This is a genomic window from Pedobacter sp. MR22-3 (assembly GCF_026240075.1).
In the GTDB taxonomy this organism is placed as follows: domain Bacteria; phylum Bacteroidota; class Bacteroidia; order Sphingobacteriales; family Sphingobacteriaceae; genus Pedobacter.
Map to the genome: position 1 here is coordinate 495,844 of NZ_JAPIVF010000005.1, position 14,089 is coordinate 509,932.

Genomic DNA, 14,089 nt, shown 5'->3' on the forward strand with positions numbered 1-14,089 from the left:
TTACTTCTTTTTCCAGAACATCCACCATTTGCGGTTTTCATCATCATAATAACCCGATCCGGAATAACCACTATAATCAGAATAATAATAAGTGCTGTTGCCCCCTCCGCGTGAATAATCAGTGGTATAATAATTTGCATACAGGGCATCGTCACCAAAGGCGTTAAGGATAATGGCCAGGTTGCTTAAGCCATATTCTCTTGATAAACGCTCAGGGATATTGGCAGCTCTCTGCTGTGAAACACCGGAACGGATAACAAATAAATTAATATCAGCATTTCTGATTAACGGAATCGCATCTGATACCAATCCTACAGGTGCCGTATCCACCAAAACATAATCATACTGTTGTTCCAGTTTTAACAATAGTTCTTTCATTGTAGCGGAGTGAAGGAGTTCTGAAGGGTTAGGTGGTACTGGACCTGAAGGGATAAAATCGATATGATGCACTTCATCGTGACTAATCACCTCTTCCAGGCTAGCCTGGCCAGACAACAGGGAACTTAATCCTTTCTTATTGTCATTGCCGAATGCCTTATGCAGCTTGGAACGTCTTAAATCGGCAGCTATAAGGATAATGCGCTTGTCAATCAGGGCAAGGGTTCCGGCCAGGTTAATGGTTACAAATGATTTTCCTTCACCCGAAACTTCTGAAGTGATGCAAATGACTTTACTTTCTTTATGACTGGCCAGAAAGCTGAGGTTTGTCCGCACGGAGCGAACCGATTCAGCAAATACCGATTTTGGTTTCGAAAGCGATAAAGCCTGTCTGCTGTCCTGGTCAATATAATCGGGGAACTTACGGATAACGCCAATAATGGGTGTATGGGTTAAGCCTTCAACCGTTTCCTTATCGTAAATATAAGGATTGAGGAACCGTACCAGCAAGATTAAGCCAAAACCAGATGTCAGGCCTAACATCAGTGCAGTGGTATAGGCTTTGCTGCTGTTTGGCGAAATAGCATAATAAGATGGATAAGCAGGGTTGACGATGGATGCACCCGGTACTATGGCGGCTGCATTCATTTCTGCTTCCAGCTTTTTTTCGGAAAGATAAGAACGGACTTTATTGTTGACTTCAAAATTGGTTTGCAGTTTTACAAAGTTTTGTTCTTTTTGTGGTATGGTACTCATTTTTTGCGTTACACCTGCAATCTGGCTATCTATGTAACGAATGGTTTGCTCATTCTTGCGAAGCATACCGGCCACAGCGTTTCTGATGCCGGCCTTCACGTTTGAAATTTGTTGTTCAATTTGCCTGACGGGCTGTGAATCATTATTAAACTGGCTGAGTTTTGCTTCCCGGCTGGCCAGCAGGTTATTGAGCTGCGTAACCAGGGTACCCATGCCTGAATTGATCTCCCCATCAAGATCCATACCGATTTCAATCTTCGATTTATTGCTGTTAACCTGTTCCTGAAGTTGCCTGATACCTAATTGTTTCAGGTTGAGCTCGGTTTTTTGCTTTTCAAAATCAGATAGTTTTCCTACTGTCATGGAAGTAGAAGAACTGACATCCAGCATCTTGTTTCTAGCTTTATAACTGGCGAGGGTACTGCCTGATTTTCCTGCTGCAGTATCAATGAAGCCCAGTTGGCTATTGATGAAATCAACTGTCTGTCTGGCTGATCGTCTCCTTTGGATCACATCATATTTTACATACGCTTTCATGATGGCATTCAGAATATCAGCAGCGAAAACGGCATTTCCATCTGTTTGATTCAAGCCCATTACATTTGTGAAACGTGCCGCTTCGCCGATATTTAAACCACCCATCGCACGGCCAATAAAATCTTCCTGACTGTTAAATTTAAATTGATAGGTACTCTTTACCGGTATTTTATCCTTGATCCGGAAAGACATATTGCCAATATTGATTATCGCATTATACTGATAAGTGGTCTTTTTGTCTTCATTATCAGCAGTAGAAAGTTCAAAATGCTGTTCGTCTTTGCCTGTTACGGTATAAAGTGAGCGACTGAAATTTACGCTATCCTGCTTGAGGATTTCAATCACAAACGGAACATTGGGATACAGTTCTGTGGTACGTACACGGCCTTTAAGGTAATAGCTGATTTTGTAATCCAGTGTTTTTACAGCGTTGGCAATCACTTCATTACTGCGGATAGTAAAACTTTCTGCCTGGATTTTATCTGTGTAATTGTAGTTTTGTGAGGCAACGATACCGGCATTTGTTCCGAGATTGGGATTACTGTCTTCCAATTTAAGAGATGCGCCTGTTTGATAAATAGGTGGAGTATACCATAAATAAAGCCAGGCACCGAAGAGCGCAAGGGCAACTGTTCCGGTAATCCAGTACCAACGGCTTAAAAATACCCTGAATATTTTATAAAAATCAATACTCTGGCTAACAGCCTTTTTCTCTTGCACTAACTCTGTCAATGTTTTTTGATTTTGAAGTTTGGGAACAATCAATTAAAGTATAAAGATAAAATCAATTTTGAAAAAGAGATGATTTAATTGGAAATGTTTTGAGTTTCATTTTGAAAAGTCTCTGCCCGTTTGTACTTCCAGCGATAATGAAAAAAGGTATGCAACAAGGATTTGCTGATTTCGAATGTCAGATGAATAGTTCTCTATAGTCATCAGTAGAATTATTTTAAAGCATGCCGGCAATTGATTAAAACCATGAACTGGAATCTGTGTTTTGACTAAAGACTAAAGACTAAAGACTAAAGACTAAAGACTAAGAATACTTACCTGGTTACTGTAAAAATAAGCACAGCTAAATTCACCACCACTAACAATGGCTGCAAAATATTATTTAAACTCTGAAGTTTATCACTCGTGGCTGCGCTTTTAGTAGGTTGCAATACAATAATGTCATGATTTTGAAGGATCAGCTTTTTACTGGCCAAGCTATTAATATCATTAAGATTAACGTAAATAATTTCCGGATGCGTTCTGTCGCCGCGGATAATTTTCAGGGTTTTCGGATCTGCCGTTTTACTGATTCCACCGGCTTCTCCTATAATATCAATTAGCGTGGTATTGTCGCGTTCCAGCAGAAAATTACCCTGCTTCCCAAACTCACCCAGCAAGGTAACTTTAAGGTTTACCACACTAAGTTCTATAATAGGTTCCTTCAATAATTTATTTTTATAAATGTCCTGGATTTTAATGGCTGCTTCCCTTCTGCTTAAGCCAGCTACTTCAACTTTTCCAATGGCAGGTAAATTTACTTTGCCATCCAAATCTACCGGATAAGAAAGTACATTCTGGAGACCGCCTCCGGATGCATTCTGATTCGCCGAACCAGTAGCTGAGCCACTATTGGTTGTTGCACCAAATTCAAAATTCTGAACATTACGAACGGCGAGCTGGTCATTTACTTTGATTTTATAATAAGCATCGCTAATGCCCTGGTCATTTACCACATATACCTGTTTAATGGTGTCAGTCACAATATCTGAAGGGGCATTAAACAAAGTACGCTCTTTGCGTGCACCACAACCAAAAAGGCTGGCCATGATTAAGCTGATCAATAGAAAATGGAGATGCGATTTCAGATATGGCATAAGGCTAAGTGTGGTGTATTTGCTGAAATGTAAAATTAGGATAAAAATACAATTTAAAATGTCTTTAGCACAAGTTGCAGGTGAAAAGCATTGATTGTATATTTTTCTGCCGATAACTCTTGCTATAGTATCTGAGCTTTTTATTTAAATATTATCCAGCAAGGTGCAGTGTGAAAATAAATGTACCTGAAAATCAATATGGCTTTTTCGGCTTAAATTATTTTTTCAAATCAGTACTTCTTTTTTTAACCTTTATAGCAGTAATTGTGTAGTATAAATTCACTTTTTTTTATATGGTTAATTTGCATAGATAAGATAAAAATAAGAATACACTGTTTTTTTGTTATTGAAAATTTTAAGATTGACAATGGTCAATGTTTTTGGAGTACAAATTGTTATGTGATATATTAAAAAATATTCGTTTAAAGTAAAATGGCTGGGTTTTTTAAATAAAAATCTACTTTTTTTGATTTTAAAAACAATACTTATGGAGACTTGTTTATTTGGCTAATAGTTTTGTTTTGAATAGTTTTGTAAAATAAGTAATACGTTTTAATATTTATTTTGATGTCCTCATTTCTTAGTATCACGCAACAGTTGGTGTTAATGATCAAACTATCCTATCAACGATTAAATCATTTCTATCAATATATTAGTTTAAAGCATCAGTTAATTGGATTATCAACTGTAATGCTATCCATAATTACGCTGAAGTGTGATGCCCAGATTAAAGGAAATGGTTGCGATTTTGGTGGGCGAATCGCTATTCAATATTTGGGTAAAGCCACATATTATGGTAATGTAAGCGATGTTGTTGAGGTATACAGCACTTCATCAGCAGTTCCAATTAACAAGGGAAATGGCAGGTCATATGATTGTGGTGCCATAAATGATTATGATGAATTTCAGGTTTGGAATTCATCCATAAAGCCATATGGTGGATTTATAACTGTTCCTGCCAGTCATGATATCAGGCGAAATCCATCATCGCGGCAGCATGAATGTGTGGTGGCATCATCACGTTATGCTACACCCGATGGCGAGGGAACAATTGTTGGCTATACCTATAGAGATCCGAATAAGTGTGCTTCTACACGTCCTGACAATCTTCCTTTAGATGATCATTTTTCTTTTTTAGTAGTGATAACCGGGGTAATTTCTTTGCCCGTTATTCGCAAAAAACTCATTTAAATTTAACCAGGATATTTTGATAATGGTGTGATGGGGATTTCATTAATGTAACCAATAGCACTTCAATTTATTTAATTTTATAATTGAAGTGCTGCATGTGCTGAATACATTGCTAAAGTTGCCAAGCTTTTGTTTTTTCTTATATGACATTTACTCATTTTCATTCATTTTAAATCTTTGCTGTTCATTAAGTGAATAAGTTTAACTGCTTGATATTGAATAAAATGAACGTTAATATTGAACGTAACACCATGTAGTTTTGCAGCTGTAACGCGCTGCATATGAAAGGTTTTATTTGTTTTTGTTTACTACTATTCTGTACGTGCATTTCTAATGCGCAAACAAATGGATGCCAGGTTGGGTCTACAGTTTATACCTCGGTTGATGATTTAGGATTTTTAGATAACACCATAAGATTGCTTTTTGGAACTAGATTGGCGTATAAAAATTCTCCAACCGAACCACAAACCTCTAGCTGTGTTAATAATAGCCAGACCAAATGGGTCACTGCGAACGGTGGCTGTAGGGTCTGCCCCGGTGGTTATGCATTTTCGATAGGTGGCACCGGTTGTAATGGTACAGCTCTTGATGGTTTTATCGTAACCAAATCATTTGTATACTGCAACCTGGATGATTATACTTTTCCACTGGCTGCCGTAGCTAGTGCTTTTGGGGTGTTTATGATCAGGAGTAGGAAAATCCTGTAGTAGATTTATTTTATTGCTTAATGATTAGCAAGCCTGTAATTTTTGCCCTAGTTTTTCCAGCATGAAAGCAATTTTCTCTTGAAGGTAAATAACCTGTTTAGGCCTGATTTCGTAATGATCATCATAGCGTGCACCAAGATAAGCGCTTTGCAATAACTCCAGCCAATTCAATTCTTTGCTTTTTCTTACATCAAAGATATTCCTGATTTCAGGAACATAAAAACCAGCTGTTTGCTGCAATAATACTAACTGATGACTTTTGCACATTTTCTCTTCGGATAAATTGATGATGAGCTTAAACATTTGCTCGCACACCTGATGAAGCATAAAAGCTGACAGCTGGAATTTACCTTCCTTAAAATATACTGATGCACCTTCCTGAAAACTCTTGGCCTTTTCTAGTCTATGATGAATGACCACGGCAGATTGTGCCCGGATTTCGGATAATGTACATGCAGCGGTTTCAATCAATTCGTATTGCGGGGCAGATTGATAGATACAATGTTCGCGACGGCAATAGCTAGAATAAAATATATTGCCACGCGCTAACATATCGTGCATGGTTCCATAAGGGAAATACCTGATTTCTATATTAATCTTGGCCAGGGCAATAAATTCCAGCATGTTTCTGGTGACATCACTCGGTTGGTATTGAAAGCGGTCTAAAACCATAATTAAAGTGATGCCCCCTGCATCGGCCCTGCGCTGGAAAATATAGGCTAACGGAATCAGGCTGGTGATGAGTTCCAGCAGATGCGTAAACTGCTTTTGAGTTAAAGCAGCAAGGGTTCTGTTCGTTTCCAAGGCGTTGAAGTTCATCTTATCGGTTTATAAATGTTTCATTGTGAAAATGTAAGTACAACTTGTCTTCATCAACCGCAACCAGTAATAAAGCAAGTTCCATGATTTTGATCAATATTTCGTATAAATCAAAGGCACTGCCTTTAGCTGGCGCAATATGGCATGCCTTTGAACCGCAATAACTCCATTCTTTTAAGTCTTCTCTGATGTTAATAATGTTTTCAAGGGTGAGTATTGGGTGGAAGACATCAAGGGGGCTGGTCTTTTCATCTTCCTGCAATGTTAAAATGGCGTAAGGATCGTTCTCTTCCGGCGAGGTATGGATGATGTTCTGCAGGGCAAGCCAACTGGAAAAGAGATGGGGTTGCGCTGAAGCTGAAGTAGGCGTTGAAACCGGAATTTGATAGGCTGAAATAAGGTAACAGGCTTCCAGAAGCCTGGTCAGCTGGTCATGCAGGTATATAAAATCCGGTGGTGCCATTGTCAGGTTATTTGCTATAACCGCTTTAAACCATGCTTTGAGCTGATCGCGGTAACTGCCCAGGCTTCCTTCTCTGAAAAACTGAATAATTTGATGATAGGGATTTTTTAGGTATTCATTTCTCAGCAAGGTAGGGCAGGTATCCTGAAAGTGATTGATTTTAATTACGGTGGATGGCCTTTCTAATGCCCTCAATAACCGTTCATAAATTAGCCAGCTGGCTTCAATTAACCTCTTGGTATTGCGATAAAGCGAGTAAATGGAAGAGTCAAAACCATCAGTGATGCCTTGCTCCAATGAGTGGCTGAGCCATTCGAACAGAAAATTTTTGTATTTAAATAATTGGTCTTCATCATAAAGAAAGTTCAGTGTTTTAAGCGGCTGCATCAGTTCCTCAACTGTTAAATAACGGCTATTGAAAAAGTAACAATATGTTTCATATTCGAGCAAATCTTCCGTTACACTGCTGTGCTTACTGATGAAGTCTTTTACTGCAGATACTTCCTTATTTGTTGCAAATGAAATTTCATAAAGTTCAACCAGGAGCCGGTAGAAAAAAAGTAAATCGGCAGGTGCATACTTTTGTTCAGATGAGTAATCTGATAGCATGAGTTCCATCCATTCATCCATAAAATACTGGTAATTGGAAACACTTTTCAGTTCGAAAAATCTTTTATAAAATGCGAAGGTAGGATGCATATTAATTTCGATACTTTTCATGAGCTTATTTTAATTTAAAATTTATTTATCTTGCGTGGGGTATAACAAAAATATTAAAAAAATAAGTTATTCTAAATAATTTTAGTTAAACTTATCAACATTTTTAATTATGAATGAACTGGATCGCCTTAAATTATTAATGGATATATTAGGTTTCAAAACCCAGAGAGATTTTGCTGCGGCATTAAATATTAAGGATGGTTCACTCTCTGATATATTACGCGGGCGTACCGGAATTTCTAACGCTATTAAAGATAGGCTGAATTTTAAGTTAAATATTAACATCGAATGGCTGGAAACCGGCGTAGGGGAAGCAGTAAAGAAAATCGGTCCGGTAATTTCTGAAATTAAGGAAGGTGTACCTTATTATGATATCAGTTTATCAGATACCGATACCCTGATTTTGATGGAAGAAAAGGCGGAGTATTTTGTAAATTATAAACCTTTTAATGATTGTACAGCCTATCTTCCGGTTTACGGCGACAGCATGTATCCCAGATATGCATCCGGTGAAATTATTGCTGTTCGTGAAGTAACAAATTACGATGTGCTGCAATGGGGAGAAGCATATGTGGTGATGGCTGATGCGAAAGCCAACTACCTGCGGAGCATCAAAATGATTTATGAACATACCGACCGGAATAAACTGATTTTGCGTTCATCCAACCCCAACTTTAAAGGCGATACCATCATCGAAAAAAGCAACATCACTTCGCTATATATAATCAAGGGAAAAATCACCAGAAATTTAATTTAAACCGACATATCTTTTGGTAAATTCCATGGATAGGGAAAGCAATTAGGATAAAGATTGATCAGGCAATAGGATAATCATTTATCCAATAAGCCATCAATAATTTCAAATTAACCTGTAAGCACTATTTTGTTGTTTGTATGATTTATGGCTATATTTATATAGGTATATTTTACTCATGATGACTGATGACTTAATTGACTTATTTAAAACCAAAATTTCATTGCTACAAAATCAACCCTTATCTGGAGGAATTGTAGCCAAAAACCTTCATATCAGCGATAATGGTAGTGGAGAGTTAACACTATACGGCGATTTTACCATTACCCTGAAAGTGCTTGATCTTACTACTGATGGTGCGCCTGATTTAAACAGCCTGATGACTTTTACCCAGCAGGTGATAACCTCGAAGTTAAGGGGAGGTGGGTATAAGAGTGGGGTTAGATTTTTAAAGTATAACGCTACAAAAAAGATTTTCGATCAAAGTAAATCCTGGACTTATACTATCCGCTATAATTTTAGCTTTAGTGTTCATGTAATACAGATTAATATGTTGAGCCAACTAAGAGGAAATGATTTTGTATTGGCTGTAGTGGATAGTATGAGTCATCAGTTTACCGATCAGTATGGTAAGCGCCATTATTCTGGTGGTTTAACAAAAGGAATGGGAGGTCCTGCCGTAATTACTTACAATATTTGGCAAAGAAATAAATATTTAGGGGTTCACGAATTTTTTCATACGTTGGGTTTAGATGATATTGAAGATCATAGCAAAAAGGAAAGATTAATGTATCACCTAGAAGATAATTCAGGCCAATCCATTTCTGATATGGAAAAAGGAGATATGATGCAGTTTATAATGAGAGATTTGAGACAAATGTTAAAAGGTAGTTATTCAAGTATAAGCAATAACACTGTTCAATTATTAAGAATTTTTATAAATGATAAAACTAATGGTTTCAAATATAATAAAGCTAAGTTTAGGTAGTTTGCTGCTTTTAGTGGCACTCTCGTGTATAAATAAATCAAAAGAGAATACTTTAAATAACCAAAATTTAGGTGATACGTGTAGGTATTATAAGTATGAAGCCGGTCAGATTATTTCTGCGCTTGGCTGCAGGAACTGTCATCTCGCACCTGATTTGGAATTAAAGGACGACCGTGGCTGGCCTACATTTCGTGGCTTGGCGAATATGGATAGTTTAAAGCTTATCAGATATAGTTTTAAAGAAGCGCATAAAGGATGGTATAGTAAAAAGGGGCCTTATAAAACAGCAAGGATGGATACTTTGAGCGACTGTGAAATAAGAAACGTAATTCATTATATAAAAGATTATGGCAGAGATATTCCAATGCCTTAGCCAATAATCGTTATGGCTTCTAAAATGATAAGACTAAGTGGGGTAAGCAAAATAAAAATATGATTCGTTACCTTAAAGTTTAAACTTAATTATAAAAAGAATGAATTTTTGATTATACCTAATATTTAGGTATTGATTTTTTTTCTTACATTCGTGTATGATTAATCCAATGGCTTATGAAAAAGTTATGTTTAATCATCCCTCTTTATCTTATCCCGTTTTTTGTTTTCGCTGAATATGGCTGTCTTGTTCCCGGATATCCGGAATTGCTTACTCATCAGAGTAATCCGCCAGGCGGAACATTTTCAAACACGCCAGGTGAAATTTATCCTGAGGCCAATTGTGCCTGGACACTGGATATGTCAATGCCTTCTGCTGGTTGCGTTGGTCATGGTAAAGCCGGTAAAAAAGGTACCTATTACCAGGCATGCCCAATTGATGATTTTATTCCCTTATTATTTATATTTACCGCAGGAATATCTTTTTTAACCATAAGTAAAAGGCTTCTGCCATTTAAAAATGAAAATATCCATTATCACGGTCATTTATAACGGGGAGGCTTATCTGAAAGAGTGTATTGCATCAATTGTCAATCAATCTTATCCCGATATTGAATATATTATCGTAGATGGCGGATCAACAGATGGAAGCCTTCAGATTATTGAAACCTATCAATATGCTGTAAAACATTTTATTTCTGAACCTGATCGTGGATTATATGATGCCATAAATAAAGGTATTCAGATGGCATCAGGAACAGTAATCGGTATTTTAAATGCTGACGATATGCTGGCTGACCGTCATGTGATTAAACATGTAGCTGCGAAGTTTTCCGAAAATCCTGAAATAGACGCCATTTATGGTGATCTTCATTATATTAAACCGGTTAATAACCAGGTTTTAAGAAGATGGAAATCCAAACAGGCCGATGAAAAAGATATTGCAAAAGGCTGGATGCCGGCTCATCCTACATTGTACATCAAAAAAGAACTTTTTCTCCGGTATGGACATTATGCACTTGACTTGGGTACTGCCGCAGATTATGATCTCATCCTGCGGTATTTTTTTGTTCACCAGTTAAAAGCCGTTTACCTGCCAATGCTGATGGTGAATATGAGGACCGGAGGGGTTAGCAATAAAAATTTCATGAATTTAATGGCGGCATTGAAGAATGATTATAAAGCTTTAAAAAGAAATAGAATCCCGAATCCATTAATGGTATTATGGCGGAAAAAAGTATCTAAAATTATTCAATACCTGTAATCTTTGCACCTCTAAGCAAAATTAAAAACAAATTTTATGTGATACATTGAAAATTAAGTTTCAACCCGGCAATTATTACGGTATAGCGGTTAAGTTATTGTAAAGTAAATGATATGATTACTCGTAAAGAACAAAAAGAACAGGATTGTCTACAATCATTGGCTATATTTGTTAAAATAGTTCCCCGTTTTGTTCAAAAATTTTTTAACAACTGCTCCAGAAGTATTCTATTGTGCAATATTTTTATTGGCACTGCTCCTGGTCATATTGAGTATTCCTTCTATCATTCATGCTTCACTGAAATATAAACTTTTTGATGTGAGCGATCTGCATCGTAAAAATCATGCAGAAAATATATCGAGGCTGGGCGGATTGTCAATCGTTTCTATTTTTACTATTTGTACCTTATTGTTCTCCGCATTGATCAATTTTGAGGAGGCTAATTATTTAATTGTTTCCTGTATTATCCTGGCGGGCCTTGGCCTAAAAGATGATGTTTATGGTATCAATACCAGTACAAAATTTTTGCTGCAATTAGTTGTTGCCGCCATACTTGTTTTTTTTGGTGGTTTCCGGCTTACCAGTCTGTATGGTGTATTAGGAATCAATGAAATCAATTACCTGGGCGGGGGAATATTTTCCATCATCCTGATTATTTTTTTAAACAATGCCTTTAATCTGATTGACGGGATTGATGGCCTGGCAGGTACCATTGGCATCCTGGCCAGTCTGAGCTTTGGTATCTGCTTTGCCATCATGGATGAGTTGCCTTATGCATTTATTGCTTTTGCCCTGGCAGGTGCCCTTGCCGGCTTTTTAAGGTATAACTGGTTTCCGGCTAAAATATTTATGGGCGATACCGGCGCACTGATTATTGGTTTAACCACAGCTGCACTAGCCATTAAATTTATAGAGTTAAATAAGTTTACAGGCCTGAATACACCAGCGTTTTATTCGGCACCAGCCATTGCTGTATCTATTTTAATTGTTCCGATTTTTGATTCACTCCGCATATTTACCGTTCGTATTTTAAAGAAAAAATCACCTTTTCTTGGTGACCGGAATCATATTCACCACCGGCTGGAAGACCTCGGTTTTAAACCGGATAAAATTGTTATGCTAACTGTAATTCTGAATTTCAGTGCCATGTGTTGTACCATGATTTTGCAACACCTGGGAAGCTTCCTCCTGATATTTCTTTTAATCGGCATCTGCATGATATTCAATTTACTGATCTCAAGACAGCTTTCAAAACGAACTGATTAAACAGACAAAAATAAAATGAACGAAGAGCATATGATGGGGCTATAATCTGGAAATAAACATTAATTTTGCCCTCTAAATTTTTAATATGAGGCTTGCGATAAATGGTTTCGGGAGAATAGGCAGAACTTTTTTGCGTTTGGCATTGCTTGAGGGCTTTGAGGTAGTAGCCATCAATGACCTGGCTGATGCCAAAGCCATGGCCCATCTTTTTAAATATGATTCTGTACATGGTGTTTTTAATGGCGAAGTAGCCGCGAAACCTGATGCACTGGTTATTGATAAACTTACCATTCCTGTTTTTTCCATTAAGGAAGCTAAAGAATTACCATGGTCTGCCCTTAGGGTTGACCTCGTAATAGATTGCACAGGGAAAAACCTGACAACAGACACGGCAGGACAACACATTAAAGCCGGGGCCAGGCAGGTATTAATTTCAGCACCTGCAGCAGATGATATTCCAATGGTGGTGCTGGGTGTAAATGATGATCAGATTGACCTTAAAAGTGAAATCTTATCTAATGCCAGCTGTACGACCAATAATATTGCGCCCATGATAAAAATCCTGAATGATCATTGGGGTGTTGAAGAAGGCTATATCACTACCATTCACTCTATGACAGGTGATCAGAACCTGCATGATTCCAATCATAAAGATTTGCGCCGGGCAAGGGCTGCATCTTCATCCATTATCCCCACTACTACAGGTGCGGCGAAAGCCATTACCCACATCTTTCCAGAGTTGGATGGCTGTTTAGGCGGAGCTGGAATAAGGGTTCCGGTGTTGAACGGATCGCTGACTGATTTTACCTGTTTATTAAAAAAGAAAACCACCATCAGTGAAATTAATGCTGCATTTAAAAGTGCTGCATCGAATGAACTGACCGGTGTAATTGAATATACTGAAGATCCGATTGTATCGGTAGATATTATCAATAATCCGCATTCCTGCATTTTTGATTCGCTTTTAACTTCTATTGTTGGCGATATGGTAAAGGTGGTGGGCTGGTATGATAATGAATTTGGCTACAGTTCACGCCTGGTTGATATTGTAAAGAAAATAAACCAGTTGAACGAATATAATTAACAATTGGTTTCCCCCTGGTTCTTCAATATTATTATTCAGGCTTGAGTATTATGATCAAGCCTGAATGATTTACCAGTTTAATCCACTCAGCGCTTTTTTATATTTTGCTTCATCAAATTTATACAGGTCAGGTGCTTTATAGGCACCACCTCTTCGCTGCTGGTCAAGTTTAATGAGGATATCATAACGCATCATCTTTCTATAAAAATTCCCCCGGTTTAGTTTTTCTTCGAGAATAGCCTCATAAAGTCCCTGCAATTCAGGAAGTGTAAAAGTTTCAGGAAGTAAATTATAGCCGATAGGTTTATAACTGATATGTTCCCTTAAGGTGCTCAATGCTTCTTTGATGATTGTTTCATGGTCCATTACCAATCTGGGAAGGGCATTAACCGGCATCCATTCACAACGGTCGGTGAAGTTATCAGGTACCGGTTTTACCTTGGTCTGGTCAACCAGTGCATAATAACCGATGGTAATAAAACGCTGCTTATGCCACAGGTCATCAGGATAATCCTTAAAATATTCTTCAGATCGGTTGAGGTCTCCAAACACACAAAAATTATTCAGAAATATTTTATCGGCACCACTTCTTTCATATAAAATTCTTTTTGCTGCATCATCAATACTTTCATCCTTTTGCAAATATCCACCAGGTAAAATCCAGTTTTCTTCCTCTTTAAGCTTCAGCAATAACACATTTAACTGGTTGTTCAGAAAGCCGAATACCACACTGTCTATTGAAATATGAGGTATTGAACTTCGCCATAACTCCACACTTTTATCTTTAATATCCTGATTGATCATAGGTTTATTTTATATGAATTAATGACTTCTAAAATTAATAATTTGTTTTTCTTAATTAAACATATTAATATTGCTTCATAATGAAGCAATGATAAATATGCTGATTTACGCTAACCAA

At 37.3% G+C, this 14,089-nt stretch carries 14 protein-coding genes; 9 read left to right on the forward strand and 5 right to left on the reverse strand.

The window, feature by feature from the left end; all coding sequences use genetic code 11:
• Together OQ267_RS14680 and OQ267_RS14685 are read right to left on the reverse strand one after the other, a co-directional pair.
• Positions 1-2,403 (reverse strand): GumC family protein, encoded by a 2,403-nt coding sequence (locus tag OQ267_RS14680; protein WP_265836540.1) that lies wholly within the window; start codon positions 2,401-2,403, stop codon positions 1-3.
• A gap of 314 nt (positions 2,404-2,717) precedes the next feature.
• Positions 2,718-3,491 carry a polysaccharide biosynthesis/export family protein gene (locus tag OQ267_RS14685; protein WP_265836542.1) on the reverse strand — a complete coding sequence of 258 codons (774 nt, stop codon included), beginning with the start codon at positions 3,489-3,491 and terminating at the stop codon, positions 2,718-2,720.
• A 615-nt stretch (positions 3,492-4,106) separates the two neighbouring features.
• Between OQ267_RS14685 and OQ267_RS14690 the strand changes: the two genes are divergently transcribed.
• Both OQ267_RS14690 and OQ267_RS14695 read left to right on the forward strand, forming a co-directional pair.
• On the forward strand, positions 4,107-4,730 hold the full coding sequence (locus tag OQ267_RS14690) for a hypothetical protein (RefSeq protein ID WP_265836543.1): 624 nt from the start codon (positions 4,107-4,109) through the stop codon (positions 4,728-4,730).
• Positions 4,731-5,164: 434 nt separating this feature from the next.
• Positions 5,165-5,437, forward strand: a complete 273-nt coding sequence (locus tag OQ267_RS14695; protein WP_265818851.1) for a hypothetical protein — start codon at positions 5,165-5,167, stop codon at positions 5,435-5,437.
• Between the two features lie 24 nt (positions 5,438-5,461).
• Here the strand turns inward: OQ267_RS14695 and OQ267_RS14700 are convergent, their stop codons facing one another.
• On the reverse strand, positions 5,462-6,256 hold the full coding sequence (locus OQ267_RS14700) for a HEPN domain-containing protein (protein WP_265836545.1): 795 nt from the start codon (positions 6,254-6,256) through the stop codon (positions 5,462-5,464).
• A 1-nt stretch (position 6,257) separates the two neighbouring features.
• A complete protein-coding gene (locus OQ267_RS14705) occupies positions 6,258-7,439 on the reverse strand; it encodes a hypothetical protein (RefSeq protein WP_265836547.1) in 1,182 nt (393 codons plus the stop codon).
• A 109-nt stretch (positions 7,440-7,548) separates the two neighbouring features.
• Between OQ267_RS14705 and OQ267_RS14710 the strand changes: the two genes are divergently transcribed.
• From OQ267_RS14710 to gap, 7 genes are all read left to right on the forward strand, one after another.
• Positions 7,549-8,196 carry a LexA family transcriptional regulator gene (locus OQ267_RS14710; protein ID WP_265818848.1) on the forward strand — a complete coding sequence of 216 codons (648 nt, stop codon included), beginning with the start codon at positions 7,549-7,551 and terminating at the stop codon, positions 8,194-8,196.
• 175 nt (positions 8,197-8,371) lie between these two features.
• Positions 8,372-9,181 carry a hypothetical protein gene (locus OQ267_RS14715; RefSeq protein ID WP_265836549.1) on the forward strand — a complete coding sequence of 270 codons (810 nt, stop codon included), beginning with the start codon at positions 8,372-8,374 and terminating at the stop codon, positions 9,179-9,181.
• Positions 9,147-9,554, forward strand: coding sequence for a hypothetical protein (locus OQ267_RS14720; RefSeq protein ID WP_265836550.1), 408 nt, complete (start codon positions 9,147-9,149; stop codon positions 9,552-9,554). Before OQ267_RS14715 ends, OQ267_RS14720 begins: the two co-directional genes overlap by 35 nt.
• 176 nt (positions 9,555-9,730) lie before the next feature.
• A complete protein-coding gene (locus OQ267_RS14725) occupies positions 9,731-10,105 on the forward strand; it encodes a hypothetical protein (protein ID WP_088300083.1) in 375 nt (124 codons plus the stop codon).
• Positions 10,074-10,817: a glycosyltransferase family 2 protein gene (locus OQ267_RS14730; RefSeq protein WP_265836552.1), complete on the forward strand. Its 744-nt coding sequence runs from the start codon at positions 10,074-10,076 to the stop codon at positions 10,815-10,817. The genes OQ267_RS14725 and OQ267_RS14730 overlap by 32 nt, the downstream gene beginning before the upstream one ends.
• Positions 10,818-11,006: 189 nt before the next feature.
• The gene (locus OQ267_RS14735; protein ID WP_265836554.1) at positions 11,007-12,083 is read left to right on the forward strand and encodes an MraY family glycosyltransferase; all 1,077 of its coding nucleotides are present in this window, start codon (positions 11,007-11,009) and stop codon (positions 12,081-12,083) included.
• An 85-nt stretch (positions 12,084-12,168) separates the two neighbouring features.
• Positions 12,169-13,167: a type I glyceraldehyde-3-phosphate dehydrogenase gene (gap, locus tag OQ267_RS14740; protein ID WP_265836556.1), complete on the forward strand. Its 999-nt coding sequence runs from the start codon at positions 12,169-12,171 to the stop codon at positions 13,165-13,167.
• Positions 13,168-13,236: 69 nt separating this feature from the next.
• Here gap and OQ267_RS14745 read toward each other — a convergent pair whose 3' ends face one another.
• Entirely contained in the window at positions 13,237-13,971 is a 735-nt protein-coding gene (locus OQ267_RS14745) for an NUDIX hydrolase (protein WP_265836558.1), read from the reverse strand.
• Positions 13,972-14,089: the final 118 nt, after the last annotated feature.

Excerpts from the sequence above, each read along its gene's own strand:
- OQ267_RS14700 (WP_265836545.1), bottom strand. The coding sequence starts at position 6,256 with ATGAACTTCAACGCCTTGGAAACGAACAGAACCCTTGCTGCTTTAACT.
- OQ267_RS14730 (WP_265836552.1), top strand. The coding sequence starts at position 10,074 with ATGAAAATATCCATTATCACGGTCATTTATAACGGGGAGGCTTATCTG.
- OQ267_RS14685 (WP_265836542.1), bottom strand. The coding sequence starts at position 3,491 with ATGGCCAGCCTTTTTGGTTGTGGTGCACGCAAAGAGCGTACTTTGTTT.
- OQ267_RS14725 (WP_088300083.1), top strand. The coding sequence starts at position 9,731 with ATGAAAAAGTTATGTTTAATCATCCCTCTTTATCTTATCCCGTTTTTT.
- OQ267_RS14720 (WP_265836550.1), top strand. The coding sequence starts at position 9,147 with ATGGTTTCAAATATAATAAAGCTAAGTTTAGGTAGTTTGCTGCTTTTA.
- OQ267_RS14715 (WP_265836549.1), top strand. The coding sequence starts at position 8,372 with ATGATGACTGATGACTTAATTGACTTATTTAAAACCAAAATTTCATTG.
- OQ267_RS14705 (WP_265836547.1), bottom strand. The coding sequence starts at position 7,439 with ATGAAAAGTATCGAAATTAATATGCATCCTACCTTCGCATTTTATAAA.
- gap (WP_265836556.1), top strand. The coding sequence starts at position 12,169 with ATGAGGCTTGCGATAAATGGTTTCGGGAGAATAGGCAGAACTTTTTTG.
- OQ267_RS14710 (WP_265818848.1), top strand. The coding sequence starts at position 7,549 with ATGAATGAACTGGATCGCCTTAAATTATTAATGGATATATTAGGTTTC.
- OQ267_RS14745 (WP_265836558.1), bottom strand. The coding sequence starts at position 13,971 with ATGATCAATCAGGATATTAAAGATAAAAGTGTGGAGTTATGGCGAAGT.
- OQ267_RS14690 (WP_265836543.1), top strand. The coding sequence starts at position 4,107 with ATGTCCTCATTTCTTAGTATCACGCAACAGTTGGTGTTAATGATCAAA.